This is a genomic window from Amycolatopsis sp. NBC_00348 (assembly GCF_036114655.1).
In the GTDB taxonomy this organism is placed as follows: domain Bacteria; phylum Actinomycetota; class Actinomycetes; order Mycobacteriales; family Pseudonocardiaceae; genus Amycolatopsis.
This window is the reverse complement of record NZ_CP107994.1, coordinates 5,491,897-5,511,123: the sequence shown is the minus strand read 5'-3', so window position 1 is coordinate 5,511,123 and position 19,227 is coordinate 5,491,897. Positions and strand designations below refer to the sequence as shown.

Sequence of the window (19,227 nt, the reverse complement as noted above, 5' to 3'; positions counted from 1 at the left end):
ACTCCGAGGCCCCCGCACGTCCGGCGAGCGGGTGATGGGGTGTCAAGAGTGCGTGTTGTGTGCGCGAGGAGGGTCCCGGCTGGGTAAACAGTGTCCGTGAAGAGTTCCCCCAAGGCCCCGAGCCCCTGGGCGCGGGCCCGTGCCCGGTACCGGTGGCTGGACCACATCGCCCGCGCGACCAACCGCTACGTCGACACCGGCGGCTACCACTACGTCGCGTCGATCACCTACTTCAGCCTGCTGTCGCTGGTGCCGCTGCTGATGGTGGCGTCGTCGGTGGCCGGGTTCGTGCTGGCCAGCCAGCCGCACCTGCTCGACACGATGGTGCGCGCGATCGTCAGCACGCTGCCGGGCGGGCTGGGGGACAAGGCCACCGACCTGCTCACCGGCTTCGTCGACCAGCGGACGAGCGTCGGCGCGTTCGGCCTGGTGATCGGCCTCTACTCGGGCTGGAACTGGATGAACGCGCTGCGGGACTCGCTCACCGCGCTGTGGGGGCAGAACCGGTCGGACCAGTCGCTGCCGCGGCTGATCGCCGTCGACCTGCTCGCGTTGCTCGGCCTGACGGCGGCGCTGCTGGTGTCGTTCACGATCACCATCTCCGGCACCGCGCTCGGCAGCTACCTGCTCCGGCTGGCCGGCCTCGACGACACGAGCTGGGGGCACCAGCTCGTCTCCGCGTCCTCGGTGCCGCTCTCGCTGGCCGCCGACTGGCTGGTGTTCCTCTGGGTGCTGACCCGGCTGCCGCGTCAGCCCGTGGGCGTGCGCAGCGCGGTGCGCGGCGCGATCGCCCTGGCCCTCGGGTTCGAGGCGCTCAAGCTGGCCGGTGGCTTCTACCTGCGGCTGATCGGCAGCTCGCCGACGGGGATCGCGTTCGGCTCGGTGATCGGCCTGATCTTCTTCATCTCGCTGATCGCGCGGATGCTCGTCTACGTCACGGCCTGGACGGCCACCGGTTCGGACGCGCCGCCGAAGCCGGTGCAGCCGCCGGCGCCGGTGGAGCTGAAGCCGGTGATCGTGGTGGACCCGCCGGTCGCGGTGCCGGCCGCGGTCGGCGTCGTGACCGGGGTGCTCGGGACGCTGCTGGCACTCAAGTGGCGACGTTCGAGAGACTGAAGAGCCGGCCGAGCTGGTGGTCGATCAGTGCGAACACGGCCTCGGGGGTGCGCTGGCCCAGGATAATGCTGGTCTGCAGGCCGTCGACGCTCGAGAGGAGCAGCTCGGCCTCCGGCATCAGCTCGAGGTCCGGCGGCACCTCACCGCGTTGCTGCCCCCAGGCCAGCAGGTCCGCGGTCAGCCGTTCCAGCTCCGGCGGCGCCGCGCTGAACGCCGTCGCGAGGTCGGGGTCGGTCAGCGAGCGGACGAAGTAGGCCAGGTGCACGAGGTAACGCGTGCGGCGCTCGTCGTCCAGCGGGAGCATCCCGACCAGCATCGTGCGCAGGACCTGGCGCGGCGTCGCGTCCGCCTCCGGCCCGACCTCGGCGCGGGTGTGTTCCTCGGCGACCTTGTTGAGGATCTCGAGCGCGCCCAGCAGCAGGTCGTTGCGTGTGCCGAAGTAGTACTGGACGAGCCGCAGCGAGACGCCGGCCTCGGCCGCGACCTTGCGCAGCGACACGTCTTCCAGCCCGCGCGCGCTGGCGATCCGCCAGACGGCTTCGGCGATCTGGCGACGGCGTTGTTCGTGGTCCGCGAGTCTCGGCATGGTGGGTCGAGCGTATCAACGCGGCTTGGCGGCGCCGACCACCCACATCGAGAAGTACTGCGACCCGCCGCCGTAGGCGTGCCCGAGGGCGACGCGCGCGCCGTCCACCTGGTAGTCCCCGGCGCGGCCCATGACCTGCTTCGCGGCTTCGGAGAAGCGAAGCATGCCGGACGCGCCGATCGGGTTGGACGAGAGCACCCCGCCGGACGGGTTGACCGGTAGCCGCCCGCCGATCGCCGTCTCACCGGCCTCGGTGACCTTCCAGCCCTCGCCTTCCGCGGCGAACCCGAGGTTCTCCAGCCACATCGGCTCGAACCACGAGAACGGCACGTAGATCTCGGCGACGTCCACTTCGGACATCGGGTCCTTGATGCCCGCCTCGGCCCACAACGCGGCCGCGGCGTCGCGCCCGGCCTGCGGGTTGACCTGGTCGCGGCCGGCGAACGTGGTGGGCTCGGTGCGCATCGCCGTCGCGTGGATCCAGGCGGCGCCGCCTTCGACGGCGTCCCCGGCGGCCTCGTCGCCGAGCACCATCGCGCACGCGCCGTCCGAAGACGGGCAGGTCTCGTCGTAACGGATCGGGTCCCACAGCATCTGCGACGCCTGCACCGACTCGACGGTGATGTCCGCCTGACGCAGGTGCGCGAACGGGTTCAACGCGCCGTTGCGGCGGTCCTTCGCCGCGACGATCGCGCCGATGTGCTCGGGCGCGCCGGAGCGGCGGATGTAGGACCGGACGTGCGGCGCGAAGTAGCCGCCCGCGCCGGCGCCGACCGGCATCTGGAACGGCGGCAGGATCGACAGGCCCCACATCGCGTTCGACTCGGACTGCTTCTCGAACGCCACCGTGAGCACCCGGCGGTGCACGCCGGACTGCACGAGCGACGCCGCGACCAGCGCCGTCGACCCGCCGACCGAGCCCGCGGTGTGCACGCGCAGCAACGGTTTCCCGTTCGCGCCCAGCGCGTCGGCGAGGAACAGCTCGGGCATCATGACGCCTTCGAACAGGTCCGGCGCCTTGCCGAGCACGACGGCGTCGATGTCGGCCCACCCGACCTGGGCGTCGATCATCGCGCGGTCGATCGCCTCGCGCAGCAGGCCCGGCATCGAGACGTCGGTGCGCTTGGCGCGGTGGTGCGTCTGGCCGGTGCCGAGCACGGCCGTGAGCTGCTTGGTCATCGTGCCTCCAGCACGGCCAGGAGGTTCTGCTGCAGGGCGGGGCCGCTCGTCGCGTGCGCCACGGCCTTGCGGGACTCTCCACTGTGGATCCGCCGCGCCGCCTCGCCGATGCGGGCGAGCCCGGCGGAGAACATCGGGTTCGCGGCCAGCGCGCCGCCCGAGGGGTTGATGGTCACGTTGTCCTTGAGGCCGAGGGCGGTGCGCAGGATGATCTCCTGGTGCGTGAACGGCGCGTGCAGCTCGGCGAGGTCGACGCCGTCGAGGTCGAGGGCCTTCGCCGCGATCTCGGTCGACGGCGACCGCGTCAGGTCGCGGGCGCCGAGCACGGGGGAGTCGACCCGGTGCTCGATCCCGGCGATCACCGCCGGGTGCTCGACGATGTCCTTCGCCCGTTCCACTGTGGACAGGACGATCACGGCGGCGCCGTCGGTGATCGGCGCGATGTCGTGCGCGCGCAACGGGTCCGCGACGTACGGCGTGTCCAGCAGCTCGGCGGCGTCGAGGTCGCGGTTGCGCGCGGCGACCTCGGCGAGGTCCTTTTCGGACCACAGGCCGGCGTCGAGACCCATCCGGGCTTGGATGCCGGCGATCGAGATCGAGTCCGGCCACAGTGGAGTGACGACGTACGGGTCCATTTGCAGGGCGAGCACCCGGCGCAGCTGCCCGGCGCTGGACTTGCCGAAGCCGTAGACGAGCGCCGTCTCGACCTCGCCCATCCGGATCTTCAGCCAGGCCTCGTAGAGCGCCCAGGCGGCGTCCATCTCGACGTGCGACTCGTGGATCGGCGGGAACGCGCCGATCGCGTCGACCGCGGCGATGAACGAGAACGCGCGCCCGGCCAGGTAGTCCGAGGAGCCGGAGCACCAGAACCCGATGTCCTGCTTGGACAGTCCGGTCTGCGCGAAGACCTCGGCGAAGATGGGGACGAGCATCTCCACGCCGTTGGTGGTGCCCGCGGTCTCGCGGACGTTCGGCGCGTGGGCGAAGCCCGCGATCGCGACGTCTGGCATCAGGACCTCACAGGTGGTGGGCGAAGGTTTCGTAAGCCGCGTCCGGCTCGCCGGTCGGCTCGAAGTGGTCGATGTTCTCCAGCGACGTCCACCACTCGTCGCGGGGTTTCCACGCGGCGCGCACGCGCAGGCCCATCCGGACGTCCTTGGCGTCGCAGCCGAGCACGAGGTGCAGGAACGCGATGTCGGCGCCGTCCAGGAGGATGTACGCGGCGACGTAGGGCGGCTTGATCCGCTGGCCCAGGAACGGGACGTTGACGATGCAGAACGTCGTCACGATGCCGGTGTCGGGGAGCTCGACCTCGTCGGTGGTCGGCACGCCGTCGGTCGGGCAGGAGCCGCGCGGCGGGATGTAGACCTTCTGGCACGCGGGGCAGCGCTGGCCGATCAGTTTGCCTTCGGCCAGGCCGCGCAGGTAACGGCTCTCCTCGGGCGACGCGGAGTGCTGGTAGCGCAGGTGCACCGGCGTGATGACGATGCTGACCGGCGCGCCCTCTTCGCGTTCGGCGACCGGGGGAGCGGGCTCGGTCGGTGTCGTGTCCGCGGCGTCGGCGGGGAGGAAGTAGGCGATGTCGCGGATGTGCCCGACGGTGTCGTCGGCCCAGCGGACGCGGACGCGCTGTCCACTGTGGATGTTCGCGGGCGAGCCGGCGTCGACGGCGTGCAGCATCGCGGTGTCGGCGCCGTCGAGCTTGACCAGCGCCCAGGCGAACGGACGGCTCAGCGGCTGGCCTTCCAGGGGGCGCGGGCACCACGACCAGGAGACGACGGTGCCTTCTTCGGCGACCGGGACGAACTCGCTGAGCGGGTCGGCCGTCACCGGGTCGTACTCCACCGGCGGGACGTGCACCCGGCCGTCGCTGCCGCGGATGCCCTCGATGCGGCGCTCACGCAGCGCGTTCACGAACCGGCCGAGCACCGGCCCGGTCGAGCGGGTGTAGTCGAAGCCGACGTTCAGAGGTGCCGCAAGCGGTGTCTCGGTCACGGCTTGAGTGAAACACGTTCTCGATTCGTCGGCAAGATTCACCGCCGGACGGTTGCCTGTAGGTGGAACGCGTTCTAGATTTGCGGTATGACGACGACTGCCGCGAAGACGCTGGGCCTGTGGAACATCGCCGCGGAAGAGCCCGAGAAGACGGCTCTGGTCGACCCGGACGGCCGCGGCGTGTCCTACGGCGAGCTGGCCGCGAAGGCCAACCGGTACTCCCGGGGGCTGCAGGAGCTGGGCCTCGACGTCGGCGACGTCGTCGTGCTGCTCCAGCCGAACGGCGACGAACTGGTGGCGGCCTACTTCGCCGCGATCCAGGCCGGGCTGTACGTCGTGGTCGTCAACTGGCACCTGATCGGCCCGGAGGTCGCGTACATCATCGGCGACAGCGGCGCGAAGGCGTTCCTCGCGCACGAGCGCTTCGCCGACGTCGCCATCGCCGCGGCCGACGAAGCCGGGTTGCCCGCTTCGGCGCGCTTCGCGGTCGGGAACGTTCCCGGCTTCCGCCGGATCGAGGAGCTGGGCGCCGGCGAAGGCGACGGACGTCCCGCACGGCGTACGGCGGGCTCGCCGATGCTGTACACGTCCGGCACGACGGGCCGTCCGAAAGGCGTCCGGCGGCCGCTGACGGGCACCGACCCGGACGAGGTACCGGCGGCGTCGACGTGGTTCTTCGGCGTCTTCGGCCTCGGCCCGCACGACGACCACGTGCACCTGTGCGGCTCGCCGCTGTACCACACGGCGGTGCTGAACTTCGTGGCGATTTCGCTGCAGCTGGGGCATTCCGCGGTGCTGATGGACCGCTGGGACGCCGAGGACATGCTGCGCCTGATCGAGCGGCACCGGGTCACGCACAGCCACATGGTGCCAACCCAGTTCCGCCGCCTGCTGGGTCTCCCTGACGCGGTGCGTTCCCAGTACGACCTTTCGTCGCTGCGGGTGATGATCCACGGCGCGGCGCCGTGCCCGCTGGAGGTCAAGCGTCAGATGCTGGCGTGGTGGGGCCCGGTGGTCACGGAGTACTACGCGGCCACGGAGGGCGGCGGCACGGTGATCTCGGGCGAGGACTGGCTGCGCAAGCCGGGCTCGGTGGGGTTGCCCTGGCCGGGCTCGACGATCAAGGTCCTCGACGACGCGGGGCTCGAGCTGCCGCCCGGGGAGACGGGCACGGTGTACATGCAGATGGGCTCATCGGAGTTCTCGTACCACAACGACCCGGACAAGACGGCCGCCGCACGCGTCGGCAAGCTGTTCACCCTGGGCGACATGGGTCACCTGGACTCCGACGGGTACTTGTTCCTCCACGACCGCAAGGCGGACCTGATCATCTCGGGCGGGGTGAACATCTACCCGGCGGAGATCGAGGGCGAGCTGGTGATGCACCCATCGGTCGCGGACGTCGCGGTCTTCGGTCTCCCGCACGAGGACTGGGGCGAGGAGATCAAGGCCGTAGTCCAGCCGGCTCCCGGAGTCACGCCGTCCGACGCTCTCACGGCCGAGTTGCTGGCTTATGCGGCGACGCGGCTGGCGAAGTTCAAGCTGCCGAAGTCGATCGACTACCTCGACGAGCTGCCGCGAGACCCGAACGGGAAGCTGTACAAGCGCCACCTGCGAGCCAAGTACGTGTCGTAATCGGGCTCCGGAGCCCGGGCGCGCCCCCACCACACCCTGGGGGGCGTGCCCTGGTCCAGTCTATCGGTGGCCTCCGACCGAACCGGCCGGAAAGCCGCCGGGCGACCGGCTTGTCCACATCACGGTGGTGCTGTGGACAAGCCGGCTCGTCCGATCCGATCACGGCGTCAGCGGCCGCGGAACTCCGGCTTCCGCTTCTCCGCGAAGGCCCGTGGCCCTTCCTTCGCGTCTTCCGAAGCGAAAACCTCGATCCCGTACTGCGAGTCCAGCTTGAAGGCCTCCTCCTCGTGGAGTCCTTCGGTGTCCCGGATTGTCCGGAGGATCGCCCGCACCGCGACCGGGCCGTTCGCGTTCACCAGGGCGGCCAGCTCGAGGGCGCGGGTCAAAGCCTCGCCGTCCGGCACCACGTGACCGATCAAGCCGATCGCCAGGGCTTCCGCGGCGGACAGGTGGCGGCCGGTCAGCAGGATGTCCGCCGCCACCGTGTACGGGATCTGGCGTGGCAGCCGGACCGCCGAGCCGCCCATCGGGAACAGGCCCCAGCGCGCCTCCGACACCCCGAAGCGGGCCGACGTGCCCGCCACCCGGATGTCCGTTCCCTGCAAGATCTCCGTGCCGCCGGCGATCGCCGGGCCTTCGACCGCCGCGATCAGCGGCTTCGTCAGGCGACGGCCCTTCAAGAGCCCCGGGATGTGGGCGGGGTCGAACTTGCCCGAGGCGAACGACTCGGACGGCGAGTTCCGCGACATCGACTTCAGGTCCGCGCCGGCGCAGAACGCGCCGCCGGCGCCGGTCAGGACGCAGCTGCGGATCGTGTCGTCCGCGTCGACCCGGTCCCAGGCGTCGACCATGATCGACATCATCTCGCCCGTGATCGCGTTGCGGGCCTCCGGGCGGTTCATCGTGACGATCAGCGTCGGCCCGTCCTGCGAAACCAGCGCGTGCGGTTCACCCACCGAAACCTCCTCGAACAACGCGGTGCCATTGCCCAGAACGATAACATGTTCTACTTTGAGGGCGTGGCACTCAACATCGCGGATCTTCTGGAGCACGCCGTCGACGCCGTGCCGGAGCGCGTCGCGGTCGTGTGCGGCGACCGGCGAGTCACCTTCGCCGAACTGGAGGCGCGGGCCAACCGGCTCGCCCACCACCTCGCCGCGCACGGCGTGGGACGCGGATCCCACATCGGGGTCTACTCCCGCAACTCGATCGAGGCCCTCGAGGCGATGATCGCCGCGTACAAGCTGCGCGCGATCGCCGTCAACGTCAACTACCGCTACGTGCACGGCGAGCTCGCGTACCTCTTCACGGACGCCGATCTCGTCGCGCTCGTGCACGAGAGAAGCTACTCCGACAAGGTCAGGGCCGTCCTGCCCGAGGCGCCGAAACTGAAACACGTTGTCGTCGTCGAAGACGGCAGCGACGGTGACTTCGGGAGTTACGGCGGCGTCGAGTACGAAGCAGCTCTGAAGGAACAGTCGCCCGAGCGCGACTTCGAAGAGCGCAGCAACGACGACCTCTACATCCTCTACACCGGCGGCACCACCGGCTACCCGAAGGGCGTCCTCTGGCGCCACGAGGACATCTGGCGCGCACTCGGCGGCGGCATCAACTTCGTCACCGGCGAGTACGTCCCCGACGAGTGGACGCTCGCAGAGCAGGGCAAGTCCGGCAGCCTGACGCGCCTGCCCGCCGCGCCGCTGATCCACGGCGCCGCGCAGTGGGCCGCGTTCGGCGCGTTGTTCACCGGCAGCCCGGTGGTGTTCGTGCCGCGCTTCGACGCGCACGAGGTGTGGAAAGCCGTGCAGGAGCACAAGGTCCAGGTGCTCACGATCGTCGGCGACGCCATGGCGCGCCCGCTCATCGAGGCCTTCCGCGAGGGTGACTACGACGCGTCGTCGCTCGTCGCCGTGTCCAGCCACGCCGCGCTGTTCTCGCAGTCGGTCAAGCAGGAGTTCGTCGCGCTCGTGCCGAACGCCGTGATCACCGACGCGATCGGCTCGTCCGAAAGCGGTTTCACCGGGATCGGCATGGTGGGCAAGGACTCCGACCACAGCGCCGGCCCGCGCGTCAGCTTCGGCAAGGACGCCATCCTGCTCGACGACGACGGCCACCTGGTCGAGCCGAAGGCGGGCGCGATCGGGCTGATCGGCCGCCGCGGGCACGTCCCGCTCGGCTACTACGGCGACCCCGAGAAGAGCAAGACGATCTTCGTCGACATCGGCGACGTCCGGTACGTCGTGCCCGGCGACTACGCGCGCTACGAAGAGGACGGCACGGTCACGCTGCTCGGCCGCGGCTCGCAGTGCGTCAACACCGGCGGCGAGAAGGTCTACCCCGAAGAGGTCGAAGGGGCGCTGAAGTCCCATCCCGACGTCTTCGACGCGCTCGTCATCGGCATCCCGGACGAGCGGACCGGCCAGCGCGTCGCTGCCGTCATCCAGCTCCGGGAAGGCGCCGAGCCGGACCTCGCCGGGATCGACGAGCACGTCCGCCACGAGGTCGCCGGCTACAAGGTGCCGCGCACCGTGTGGCTGACGGCCGAGATCGGCCGCTCGCCGAGCGGCAAACCGGACTACCCGTGGGCCCAGCGCTACGCGGCCGAGCACGACCCGGCCACGGCCCAGCCCGTCTGAGGAGGAACACGAGTGCGGACATCGCTGTGCGACCGGCTCGGCATCGACCTGCCGATCGTCGGGTTCACGCCCTCGGAGCACGTCGCCGCGGCGCTGAGCCGGGCCGGCGGGCTCGGGGTGCTCGGCTGCGTGCGGTTCAACGACGCGGCCGAGCTCGACCGGGTGCTCACCTGGATGGACGAGAACACCGGCGGCAAGCCCTACGGCGTCGACATCGTGATGCCGGCGAAGATCCCCGCCGAGGGCACGCAGGTCGACCTGTCGAAGATGATCCCGGACGGCCACCGCGAGTTCGTCGACCGCGTGCTGCGCGACCTCGCGGTGCCGCCGCTGCCGGACGACACCGACGAACGCGCGGGCGTGCTGGGCTGGCTGCACTCGGTCGCCCGGTCGCACGTCGAGGTCGCGCTCAACCACCCGATCAAGCTGATCGCGAACGCGCTGGGCTCGCCGCCGCCCGACGTCATCGCCCAGTGCCACGATCGCGGCATCCCGGTCGCCGCGCTCGCCGGGAAGGCCCAGCACGCGGTCCGGCACGTCGAGAACGGCGTCGACTTCGTGGTGGCGCAGGGTTACGAAGCCGGCGGGCACACCGGCGAGATCGCGTCGATGGTGCTGGTACCGGAGATCGTCGACGCCGTCGACGTGCCGGTGCTCGCCGCCGGCGGGATCGGGTCCGGCCGCCAGGTCGCCGCGGCGCTCGCGCTCGGCGCGTCCGGCGTCTGGATGGGCTCGTACTGGCTCGCCACCGAGGAGTACCTGCAGACGATGGGCGAGTCGGCGGCGATGCAGCAAGCGCTGGTCGCGGCGACGTCGTCGGACACGGTCCGCACGCGGATCTACACCGGCAAGCCGGCGCGGCTGCTGAAGACGCGCTGGACGGAGGCGTGGGCCGCGGCGGACGCGCCCGAGCCGTTGCCGATGCCGTTGCAGAACCTGCTGGTTTCCCACGCGCACAACCGGATCCACGCGGCGAGCGACCCGACGGTGGTCTCGATGCCGGTCGGCCAGATCGTCGGCCGGATGAACGGCGTCCGCCCGGTCGCCGACGTCGTCGCCGACCTGGTGACGGGCTACGAAGCCGCACTGTCCCGTTTGGACAAGACCCGCTGAAAGCCGTGAAGGCCTCCTTCCCGGCCATAAGAGCCGGTAAGGAGGCCTTCACGGCTTTGGGCTACAGCGAAGCGGCGGCCGCGGCGATCTTCGACGCGAACGTGCTCACCTCGGTGTAGACGCCGGGGGCGTGCGGCCGGGCGCAGCCGTCACCCCAGCTGACGATGCCGACCTGGATCCAGGCGTTGTTGTTGTCCCGGCGGAACATCGGGCCGCCGGAGTCGCCCTGGCAGGTGTCGACGCCGCCCGCGCTCAGGTTGCCCGCGCAGATCTCCGCGCTCGGGATCAGGTCGGGGTAGCTGCCGCCCTGGGCGGCGCAGGTGCTGTCGGCCACGAACGGGACGGTCGCCTTCAGCAGGTAACGCTGCTGCGCGCCACCCTCGGTCGCCGCGCCCCAGCCGGCCACGGTGAACGTGCCGGTGTTGTAGGTCGACGTCGACGCGATCGGCAGCGTCGAGAGGCCGGTGACCGGGCTGGCGAGCTTGATCAGCGCCCAGTCGCCGCCGGTCGAGCTGCCGTAGGTGGGGGACTGGTAGACGTAGGTCGACTTGATCTTCTTGGCGCTCGTGCTGTTGAGGTCGACCACGCCGACCGTCGCGGTGATCGACGTGTTCGAGCCGGTGCGGCTGACGCAGTGTGCGGCCGTCAGCACGATCTGGTTGGTGTAGAGCGCGCCGCCGCAGCCCATGGAAAGCCGCACCATGAACGGGAATTCGCCCTGGGCGGCCCGGGTCCCGCCGACGACGTCGGTGGACGGCGGCTGGGCGGCGGTGGCGATCGCCGGGGTGGCGAACGACGCGGCCGCGGCGACGGCCGCTACGGCGGTGGTGACGTTTCTGAGCAGGGTGAACCAGCGCTTGGGAGCCAAGGGGATCAGTCCTTCCAGTGTCCACAAAGGAAGCGGTTGCCGACGGCGGCCCCACGACTACACCAGGTGTCCGCACACCCGGACAACCGACTTTCTTCGGATGTTTCGGGCGGTTGGGTGATTTCTCACCGGCGCATCCGGCGAACGCCGTAGGCCGACGCGCCCAGCACCAGCACGCCACCGCCGATCAGCACCGATGTCCAGGGCAGGCTGAAGGCCAGCACCACGCATCCCACCAGACCGAGCACGGCGACCCAGCGTGACGACCGCAGCGTCAGCGCCGCCGCGTTCGCGACCGCGTAGTAACTCAGGACGGCGAAGGACGAGAAGCCGATCGCGGCGCGCAGGTCGAGCGTCGCCGCGAGCACGGCGACGACCAGCCCGACGGCCAGTTCGGCCCGGTGCGGCACGCCGTAGCGCGGGTGCACCGCGGCGAGGAACCGGGGGAGGTGGCCGTCGCGGCTCATCGCCAGGGTCGTGCGCGAGACGCCGAGGACGAGCGCGAGCAGCGAACCGAGCGCCGCCAGCGCCGCGCCGACGCGGACGACCGGCGCGAACCAGCCCGGGACGGCGGCCGCGATCGGGTCCGGGCTCGCGGCGAGCGCGGCCGGCCCGAGCCGGACGAGCAGCAGCACCGCGAGCGCGGCGTAGACGACCAGGGTGACGCCCAGGGCGATCGGGATGGCGCGCGGAATGGTGCGAGCCGGGTCGCGGACTTCCTCACCGAGCGTCGCGAGCCGCGCGTAGCCCGCGAAGGCGAAGAAGAGCAGTCCGGCCGCTTCGAGGATCCCGCCGGTGCCGGGCCAGGCGACGAGCGGCCCGGCCGCGTGCGGACCGAGGCTCATGGTGACCGCCGCGACGGTGAGCACGAGCAGTGTGCCCGTCACGATCACCCGCGTCGCCAGCGCCGAGCGGTGGACGCCGAAGTAGTTGACGCCGGTGAGCGCGGCGACCACCGCGACGGCGAGGAGGCTTCGCCACGGCGACCCGAGCCCGGGTGCGGCGTACGCGACGACGGTCAGCGCCATCGCCGCGCAACTCGCCGTCTTGCCGGTGACGAATCCCCAGCCAGCGAGGTAGCCCCAGAATTCACCGAGCCTTTCCCGGCCGTATACGTAGGTTCCGCCGGATTCCGGATGAATCGCCGCGAGCCGTGCCGAAGACGTCGCATTGCAGTACGCGACGACGGCCGCGACGACCAGCGCGGGCAGCAGCCCGGCCCCCGCGGCGTGCGCCGCCGGGGCGAACGCGGCGAACACGCCGGCGCCGATCATCGAGCCCAGGCCCAGGAAAACGGCGTCGGCGAGGCCGAGCCGGCGAGTCAGCGGTGCCGAGCGCATCCGGGTGATCCTCCGTGTGTCGGCCGTGTTACGCGCCACAGCCAACCACGGCGTCGGCGTAAGGCAATAGGGTCGATTCCGTGCCTGCCCCTTCGCGTTATTCCCGCCTGTCCGCCGACGGTCCCGTGCTCGACGGGATTCCCGAGCACGGCCGTGTCCCGCGTTACTACGCGGTCAAAGTCGAACTGCTGGCGGTGATCGCGGAACTCGGCGAAGGCTCGGTGCTGCCCACGGAACGGGAACTGTGTGAGCGGTTCGAGGTGTCGCGGGCGACGGTGCGGCAGGCGGTCAGCGAGCTGGTTCTCGAGGGCAAGCTCAGCCGACGGCAGGGGAGCGGCACGTACGTCGCCGGCCCGAAGCTCATCCAGCCGCTGGCCCTGGTCAGCTACACCGAGGGCCTGCGGCGCCAGGGCATCCGCCCCGGCCGCAACGTGGTGACGCTGGAGCGGCGCGTCGCCGGCAGCGCGCTGGCGGCCGACCTGCAGGTCACGTCGGACGCCGAGGTGATCCACATCGAGCGCGTCCTGCTGGCCGACGAGGAGCGCGTCGGCCTGGAGTCGACATATCTCCTCGCGTCCCGGTTTCCGACGCTGATGGACGTCTTCGACCCGGAGCAGTCCCTGTACGCGTGCTTGAGCCAGCGGCTCGGCGTGGTCTTCGACGGCGCCGAAGAGCGCGTCGAGACGGTGCTCGCGACCCCGCGCGAGGCGCTGCTGATCGGGACGAACCCGGCCCTGCCGATGCTGCTGATGCACCGCGTGTCATGGGGCCCGGACGGCGCCCCGTTCGAGCGCGTCCGCTCGCTGTACCGCGGCGACCGGCTGAGCTTCATGACCCGCCTGGGCCGCGTGGACTGACCTGCCGCGTGGAGTGACCTGCTGCGTCGCTCGGGCGGCTGTCCTGCGCGGAGGTCCACCGATCGACGTCGGCCGCACCCACGCGAGTTCGCAGCAGCCGTGCCCCCCTAGAACGTCCCCCACCCTCTCCGGGGGGCGTCCCCAGTCCATCGTATCGGGGGCCTCCGACGAGAAGCCGGAAATGTGCGCTGCGAAGCCTCGCTGTCCACATCACGGCATGCCTGTGGACAACCGGCTTGAGCGATGTTCTTTCCGGTGAGCCTGACGCGAGTGCTCGACATCTTCCGGCGCTCGCTGGGCTCGCCAGTGTTGAGATAACAGAACGGTAACTCATCCGGTCCAATATTCGGTGGCGCTTCACGCTGTGTTCGCCGTCGGGACAGGCGCCGTTGGCGCGTGGCCGCGAGCGTGTGCGGCGTGCGAATCCTCATCGTGGGCGGTGGCGTGCTCGGCACGCTGCACGCCTGGCAGGCCGTCGAACGCGGCCACGACGTCGTCCAGCTCGAACGTGAACCCGAGGCCCGGGGCGCGTCCGTGCGCAACTTCGGCCTGGTCTGGGTCGGGGGCCGGGCCACCGGCGCCGAACTGGGCACCGCGCTGCGGGCGCGGGCGCTGTGGGAGCGGATCGGCGAGCGCGTCCCGGGGCTCGGCTTCCGGGCGAACGGCTCGCTGACCGTCGTCCGGACCGCGGCCGAACTCGCCGTGGCGCAGGAGGTGGCCGCGGGTGCGGAAGCCGCCGATCGCGGGTACAAGCTCCTCGACGCCGCCGAAGCCCAAGACCTGAATCCGGCGCTGCGCGGGGACTTCCTCGGCGCGCTCTGGTGCGATCGAGACGCCGCCGTCGAACCCCGCGTCGCCCAGCCCGCCCTGCGTGCCGAACTCGCGCGCAGTGGCCGCTACACCTGGCGGCCCGGCCGGGAGGTCCGGCACCTGACCGCCACCGGCGTCGTCGACGACCGGGGGGAGCGGCACGACGGTGACGTCGTCGTCTTCTGCACCGGCGCGTGGACCGGCGGGCTCGTGCGCGAACTCGCCGGCGAGCCGCCGGTGCGCAAGGTGCGGCTGCAGATGGCGCAGACCGAGCCGCTCGGCGAGGAGCTGACCACCAGCGTCGCCGACGGTGACAGCTTCCGCTACTACCCCGCCTACCGCGGCCCGGCCCTCGACACGCTGGCGGGGACGCAGCCGCAGGGGGCCGTCGCGGCGGAACACCGCATGCAGCTGCTGCTCGTCCAGCGGCTCGACGGCTCCCTCACCATCGGCGACACCCACGAGTACGACGAGCCGTTCGCCTTCGACGTCGCCGAAGACCCGTACGAGCACCTCGCCGACGTCGCGTCGGCGCTGCTCGGGCGGCCGCTGCCGCGCGTCCGGCACCGCTGGGCCGGCGTCTACGCGCAGACCACCGACACCGGGCGGATCGCGCACCGGGAGCGCGTCGCGGGCAACGCCTGGCTCGTCACCGGCCCGGGCGGCCGCGGCATGACCTGCGCCCCCGCCATCGCCGAGGACACCGCCGAGGAGCTGAACCTGTGACCACCGAACTCGTCGTCCTGGACATGGCCGGCACGACCGTCGCGGACGACGGCCTCGTCGTGCGCGCCTTCACCGAAGCGATCCGCGCCATCGGCGTGCCCGACGAGCGCTACCCGGACATGCTCGAGTACGTCGTCGACACCATGGGCCAGTCGAAGATCACCGTCTTCCGCGCCCTGCTCGACGACGAAACCCTTGCACAGCAAGCCAATGCGGCGTTCGAAGGCGCGTACGGCGACCTCGTGCGCGGCGGCGCGTGCACCCCGATCGACGGCGCCGAAGACGTCGTCCGCGGCCTGCGCGAGGACGGCGTCAAGGTCGCCTTCACCACCGGCTTCGCCCCGGTGACCCAGCTGGCCATCCTCGACGCGCTCGGCTGGCGCGACCTCGCCGACCTCGCGCTCGCCCCCGGCGACGGCGTGCGCGGCCGCCCGTTCCCCGACCTCGTCCTCACCGCCGCGCTGCGGCTCGAAGTCACCGACGTACGCCACGTCGCCGTCGTCGGCGACACCGCGTCCGACGTCCTCTGCGGCCGCCGCGCGGGCGCGTCGGTCGTCGCCGGCGTCCTCACGGGCGCGGGCCGCCGCGAAGACCTCCTCGAAGCCACCCACGTCCTCGATTCCGTTCGCGAACTTCCCGCCGTGCTAGGAGAAAACCGATGAGAAAGACCATCGCCGTGCTCGCCGTGGCGCTGACCGGCCTGCTCGCCGCCTGCGGCGGCACCGGCGCCGCGTCCGCCGGCGGCAAGACCGTCACCGTGTACACAGTGGACGGACTGGAAGACTGGTACACCGCCCGGTTCGCCGAGTTCAAGCAGCAGACCGGCATCACCGTGGAGGCCGTGACGGCCGGCTCCGGCGAGGTCGCCTCGCGTGTCGAGAAGGAGAAGGCCAACACCAAGGCCGACGTCCTCGTCACGCTGCCGCCGTTCATCCAGCGCGTCGCCGGTCTCCTGCAGCCGTACACCCCGGCGGGCGGCGACAAGGTGGCGGACAAGGACCCGCAGGGCCGTTACTTCGCGATGATGAACAACTACCTCAGCTTCATCCGCAACCCGGGCGCCACCCCGAAGACCTGGGACGACCTGCTCGACCCGAAGCTCAAGGGCAAGGTCCAGTACTCGACGCCCGGTGAGGCCGGCGACGGCACCGCGGTCCTGCTGCAGCTCCAGCACGTGCTGGGGGCGCAGGGCGCGCTCGGCTACCTCGGCAAGCTGGAGGCGAACAACGCCGGGCCGTCGTCGTCCACCGGCAAGCTGCAGCCGAAGGTGGCGAAGGGCGAGCTGCTGGTGGCCAACGGCGACGTCCAGATGAACCTCGCCGAGATCGCCAAGAGCGGCGGCTTCGACGTCTTCTTCCCGGCCGACGCCCAGGGCAAGCGCTCGACGTTCGCGCTGCCCTACTACGCCGGGCTCGTCACGAACGCGCCGCACGCGGACGAGGCGAAGAAGCTGCTCGACTTCCTGCTCTCGCCCGCGGTCCAGGCCAAGACCGCCGACGCGTTCGGCATCCCCGCCCGCGCCGACGTCGCGGCGACCGGCGCCAACGCCGACAAGATCAAAGCTGCGCTGCAGGGCGTCGACATCTGGCAGCCGGACTGGACCACCGTGCTCGGCAAGCTCGACGCCGACATCGCCGCGTACAAGAAGGCCGTCGGCCGATGACCCCGGCGGTCGAGTTCCGCGACGTCTCCGTCCACTTCGGACGGACGACGGCGCTGGACTCGCTGAACCTCGCCGTGGCCCGCGGCGAGACGCTGGCCCTGCTCGGGCCGTCCGGCTCGGGCAAGTCGACGGCGCTCAAGGCGCTGGCCGGGTTCGTGCGGCCCAGTTCGGGCCGGGTGTTCCTGGCCGGACACGACGTCACCGACCTGCCGCCGCACCGGCGCGGCCTCGGCGTCGTCGTGCAGAGTTACGCACTGTTCCCCCACATGCGCGTCGCCGCGAACGTCGCTTTCGGACTCGACGCGCGCCGGGCCCCGCGCGCCGAGGTCGCCGCCCGCGTCGCCGAAGTCCTCGACCTCGTCGGCATGGGCGCCTACGCCCGGCGGTACCCGCGCGAGCTGTCGGGCGGGCAGCAGCAGCGGGTCGCGCTCGCCAGGGCCCTCGCCATCCGGCCGGACGTCCTGCTGCTCGACGAGCCACTGTCCGCGTTGGACGCCGCGCTGCGCGAGGACATGATCGCGGAGCTGCTGCGGCTGCGCGCCGAACTGCCGGACACGACGCTGGTCTACGTCACCCACGACCAGGGCGAGGCCCTCGCGCTGGCCGACCGGATCGCCGTCATGCGCGACTCCCGGCTGGTCGAGACCGGCCCGTGCGAACAGCTCTACCGGCGCCCGGCCGACGGGTTCACCGCGAGCTTCCTCGGCGCGGCCAACCTCATCCCGGTCGAGGTGATCCACGCCGGGACGCCGTCGACCGTCCGGCTCGGCGAGCGCGTGCTCACCGCCGAGCCGACCGGCGCGCTGAGCCCCGGGCAGCCGGTGGCGCTCGGGGTGCGCCCGCACCGCGTCGGCGTCGGCGAACCCGGCGCGGACACGCTCCCGGCGCTGGTCCGTGCGGTCCAGTGGCGCGGCACCGGCTACCGCTTGGACCTGGAACTGGCGGCGACGGGCGGCACGATCCGCGCGGAGGTCCCGGACGTCGCCGGGCTGGCGGTGGGCACCCCGGTGGGAGTGTCCATTCCGGACGGCTGCCCGCTGGTCGGAGTCGGCGCATGACCGGCGTCGCGCTGGCGGTCGTGAGTGGGAAACAGTGTTCTGACACTGTTTCCCGCTCACGACGGGGCCTGTGGCTGCTGCCGCCGCTGGTGGTCGTGGCCGTGTTCTTCGGGTACCCGCTGGTGCTCGTGGCCGGGCAGTCGCTCACCACTGACGACGGCGTTGGCCTGGCGAAGTGGGCCGAGGTGCTCGGCTCGGCGGAGTTCCGGGACGCGGCGTGGCAGACCGTGCTGCTGGCGCTGGGCGCGACCACCGGCTGCGTGCTGCTCGGCACGTTCTTCGCGCTGGTCGTCGCGTTCGTCCCGTTCCCCGGGGCGCGGACGCTGTCGCGGCTGGTCGACACCGTGCTGGCGTTCCCGTCGTTCCTCATCGCGCTGGCGTTCACGTTCCTCTACGGCAGCGCGGGCGTCTTCGGCGCCGGCGGGTTCCTGTACTCGCCGTGGGGGGTGCTGCTGGCCGAGATCACCTTCTACACGCCGTTCGTGATGCGGCCGGCGCTCGCGGCGTTCAGCCAGGTCCCGGGCGTGCAGCTGGACGTCGCGGCGGCGCTGGGCGCGCGTCCCGGCCGGGTGCTGTGGCGGGTGGTGCTGCCCGCGGCGCTGCCGTCGCTGGCCTCGGGCGCGTGCCTGACACTGCTGCTGGCGCTGAACGAGTTCGGGATCGTGCTGTTCCTCGGCGCGAAGGGCGTCACGACGTTGCCGATGCTGGTGTACGGCAAGGGGATCGTCACGTTCGACTTCCCGGCGGCGAGCGTCGTCGCGCTGGTCGACGTCGCGATCTCCCTGCTGCTGTACGGGAGTTACCGAGTGCTGGGAAGGAGTCGCGGTGCTGCTGTGGACGCGGCGTAGCAAAGCGCTGCTGTGGCTGGTGTTCGGCGTGCTGTTCGCGGTGGTCGTCGCGGCGCCGCTGGTGATGATCGTGCTCGCGTCGGTCGCGGGGCACTGGACCGGCGTGCTGCCGGGCGGGTTCACCCTCGGCCACTACACGGAGGCGTTGTCGGGGGAGACGTTCGCGAGCCTGGCGGTGAGCGTCCAGACGGGCGTGCTCGCGGGCGCGGCGGCGGTGCTGCTCGGCACGTGGGCCGCGCTGGCGGCGGAGACCGCGCCGCGACGGCTGCGGCGGCTCACCGACACGGTGTTCCACCTGCCGATCGCCGTGCCGTCGGTGGTGCTCGGCCTGGCGCTGCTGGTCGCGTTCAGCCGGCCGCCGCTGGCGTTCAACGGGACGCGGTGGATCGTGCTGCTCGGGCACCTGCTGATCCTGCTGCCGTTCGCCTACAGCACGGTCTCCGCGGCGCTCGCCCGCGTCGACCCGCAGCTCGCGCAGGCCGCGGCGTCGCTCGGCGCGTCGCCGGTGCGGGTGCTGCTGCGGGTGCGCGTCCCGGTGCTGCTACCGGCGATGACGGCGTCGGCGAGCCTCGCGCTGGCGATGTCGATGGGGGAGCTGGGCGCGACGATGATGCTGTACCCGCCGGACTGGCGCACGCTCCCGGCGAGCATCTTCGCGCTCACCGACCGCGGCCAGGTGTTCCTGGCTTCGGCGGCGACGGTGCTGCTGCTGGTGGTGACGCTGGCCGGGGTGAGCCTGCTCGGCCTGGTCCGGGGACGAGCCGCCCATCGGTGACGTTCCGGGCCGTTTGGGAGGC

18 protein-coding genes are annotated in these 19,227 nt (G+C 71.5%); 11 read left to right on the top strand and 7 right to left on the bottom strand.

What is annotated here, in order from left to right:
- Positions 1-96: 96 nt before the first annotated feature.
- The gene (locus tag OHS58_RS23490) at positions 97-1,116 is read left to right on the top strand and encodes a YhjD/YihY/BrkB family envelope integrity protein (RefSeq protein WP_247063424.1); all 1,020 of its coding nucleotides are present in this window, start codon (positions 97-99) and stop codon (positions 1,114-1,116) included.
- On the opposite strand, the gene OHS58_RS23485 is transcribed toward OHS58_RS23490, so the two are convergent.
- From OHS58_RS23485 to OHS58_RS23470, 4 genes are read right to left on the bottom strand one after another with little or no spacing between them, the layout of a single operon-like run.
- Positions 1,091-1,702, bottom strand: coding sequence for a TetR/AcrR family transcriptional regulator (locus OHS58_RS23485; protein WP_326947647.1), 612 nt, complete (start codon positions 1,700-1,702; stop codon positions 1,091-1,093). The two genes, OHS58_RS23490 and OHS58_RS23485, sit on opposite strands and share 26 nt — an antisense overlap.
- A gap of 15 nt (positions 1,703-1,717) precedes the next feature.
- On the bottom strand, positions 1,718-2,881 hold the full coding sequence (locus tag OHS58_RS23480) for a thiolase domain-containing protein (RefSeq protein WP_326947648.1): 1,164 nt from the start codon (positions 2,879-2,881) through the stop codon (positions 1,718-1,720).
- On the bottom strand, positions 2,878-3,891 hold the full coding sequence (locus tag OHS58_RS23475) for a thiolase domain-containing protein (RefSeq protein ID WP_326954839.1): 1,014 nt from the start codon (positions 3,889-3,891) through the stop codon (positions 2,878-2,880). The genes OHS58_RS23480 and OHS58_RS23475 overlap by 4 nt, the downstream gene beginning before the upstream one ends.
- Before the next feature lie 7 nt (positions 3,892-3,898).
- Positions 3,899-4,876: a Zn-ribbon domain-containing OB-fold protein gene (locus OHS58_RS23470; RefSeq protein ID WP_326947650.1), complete on the bottom strand. Its 978-nt coding sequence runs from the start codon at positions 4,874-4,876 to the stop codon at positions 3,899-3,901.
- Positions 4,877-4,963: 87 nt separating this feature from the next.
- Between OHS58_RS23470 and OHS58_RS23465 the strand changes: the two genes are divergently transcribed.
- Positions 4,964-6,511 carry an acyl-CoA synthetase gene (locus OHS58_RS23465; RefSeq protein WP_328644006.1) on the top strand — a complete coding sequence of 516 codons (1,548 nt, stop codon included), beginning with the start codon at positions 4,964-4,966 and terminating at the stop codon, positions 6,509-6,511.
- Between the two features lie 167 nt (positions 6,512-6,678).
- On the opposite strand, the gene OHS58_RS23460 is transcribed toward OHS58_RS23465, so the two are convergent.
- Positions 6,679-7,467 carry a crotonase/enoyl-CoA hydratase family protein gene (locus tag OHS58_RS23460; protein ID WP_328649850.1) on the bottom strand — a complete coding sequence of 263 codons (789 nt, stop codon included), beginning with the start codon at positions 7,465-7,467 and terminating at the stop codon, positions 6,679-6,681.
- 63 nt (positions 7,468-7,530) lie between these two features.
- Here OHS58_RS23460 and OHS58_RS23455 point away from each other — a divergent pair, with 63 nt between their 5' ends.
- Complete coding sequence (locus OHS58_RS23455) at positions 7,531-9,147, top strand: acyl-CoA synthetase (RefSeq protein WP_328644005.1); 1,617 nt, start codon at positions 7,531-7,533, stop codon at positions 9,145-9,147.
- Between the two features lie 12 nt (positions 9,148-9,159).
- Positions 9,160-10,260, top strand: a complete 1,101-nt coding sequence (locus OHS58_RS23450) for an NAD(P)H-dependent flavin oxidoreductase (protein WP_328644004.1) — start codon at positions 9,160-9,162, stop codon at positions 10,258-10,260.
- A 61-nt stretch (positions 10,261-10,321) separates the two neighbouring features.
- On the opposite strand, the gene OHS58_RS23445 is transcribed toward OHS58_RS23450, so the two are convergent.
- Together OHS58_RS23445 and OHS58_RS23440 are read right to left on the bottom strand one after the other, a co-directional pair.
- Complete coding sequence (locus OHS58_RS23445) at positions 10,322-11,128, bottom strand: S1 family peptidase (protein ID WP_326947655.1); 807 nt, start codon at positions 11,126-11,128, stop codon at positions 10,322-10,324.
- A gap of 125 nt (positions 11,129-11,253) precedes the next feature.
- Positions 11,254-12,468, bottom strand: coding sequence for an APC family permease (locus OHS58_RS23440; protein WP_328644003.1), 1,215 nt, complete (start codon positions 12,466-12,468; stop codon positions 11,254-11,256).
- Between the two features lie 80 nt (positions 12,469-12,548).
- Here OHS58_RS23440 and OHS58_RS23435 point away from each other — a divergent pair, with 80 nt between their 5' ends.
- The 7 genes from OHS58_RS23435 (at position 12,549) to OHS58_RS23405 (ending at position 19,205) form a co-directional block, all read left to right on the top strand.
- Positions 12,549-13,325 (top strand): GntR family transcriptional regulator, encoded by a 777-nt coding sequence (locus tag OHS58_RS23435; RefSeq protein ID WP_247063452.1) that lies wholly within the window; start codon positions 12,549-12,551, stop codon positions 13,323-13,325.
- A gap of 417 nt (positions 13,326-13,742) precedes the next feature.
- Positions 13,743-14,861, top strand: coding sequence for a TIGR03364 family FAD-dependent oxidoreductase (locus OHS58_RS23430; protein WP_328644002.1), 1,119 nt, complete (start codon positions 13,743-13,745; stop codon positions 14,859-14,861).
- Positions 14,858-15,523: an HAD family hydrolase gene (locus OHS58_RS23425; protein WP_326947658.1), complete on the top strand. Its 666-nt coding sequence runs from the start codon at positions 14,858-14,860 to the stop codon at positions 15,521-15,523. Before OHS58_RS23430 ends, OHS58_RS23425 begins: the two co-directional genes overlap by 4 nt.
- A complete protein-coding gene (locus tag OHS58_RS23420) occupies positions 15,520-16,524 on the top strand; it encodes a 2-aminoethylphosphonate ABC transporter substrate-binding protein (protein ID WP_328644001.1) in 1,005 nt (334 codons plus the stop codon). Before OHS58_RS23425 ends, OHS58_RS23420 begins: the two co-directional genes overlap by 4 nt.
- Positions 16,521-17,582 carry an ABC transporter ATP-binding protein gene (locus OHS58_RS23415; RefSeq protein WP_328644000.1) on the top strand — a complete coding sequence of 354 codons (1,062 nt, stop codon included), beginning with the start codon at positions 16,521-16,523 and terminating at the stop codon, positions 17,580-17,582. Before OHS58_RS23420 ends, OHS58_RS23415 begins: the two co-directional genes overlap by 4 nt.
- Positions 17,579-18,430 (top strand): 2-aminoethylphosphonate ABC transporter permease subunit, encoded by an 852-nt coding sequence (locus tag OHS58_RS23410; RefSeq protein ID WP_328643999.1) that lies wholly within the window; start codon positions 17,579-17,581, stop codon positions 18,428-18,430. Before OHS58_RS23415 ends, OHS58_RS23410 begins: the two co-directional genes overlap by 4 nt.
- A complete protein-coding gene (locus OHS58_RS23405) occupies positions 18,408-19,205 on the top strand; it encodes an ABC transporter permease (protein WP_328643998.1) in 798 nt (265 codons plus the stop codon). The genes OHS58_RS23410 and OHS58_RS23405 overlap by 23 nt, the downstream gene beginning before the upstream one ends.
- Positions 19,206-19,227: the final 22 nt, after the last annotated feature.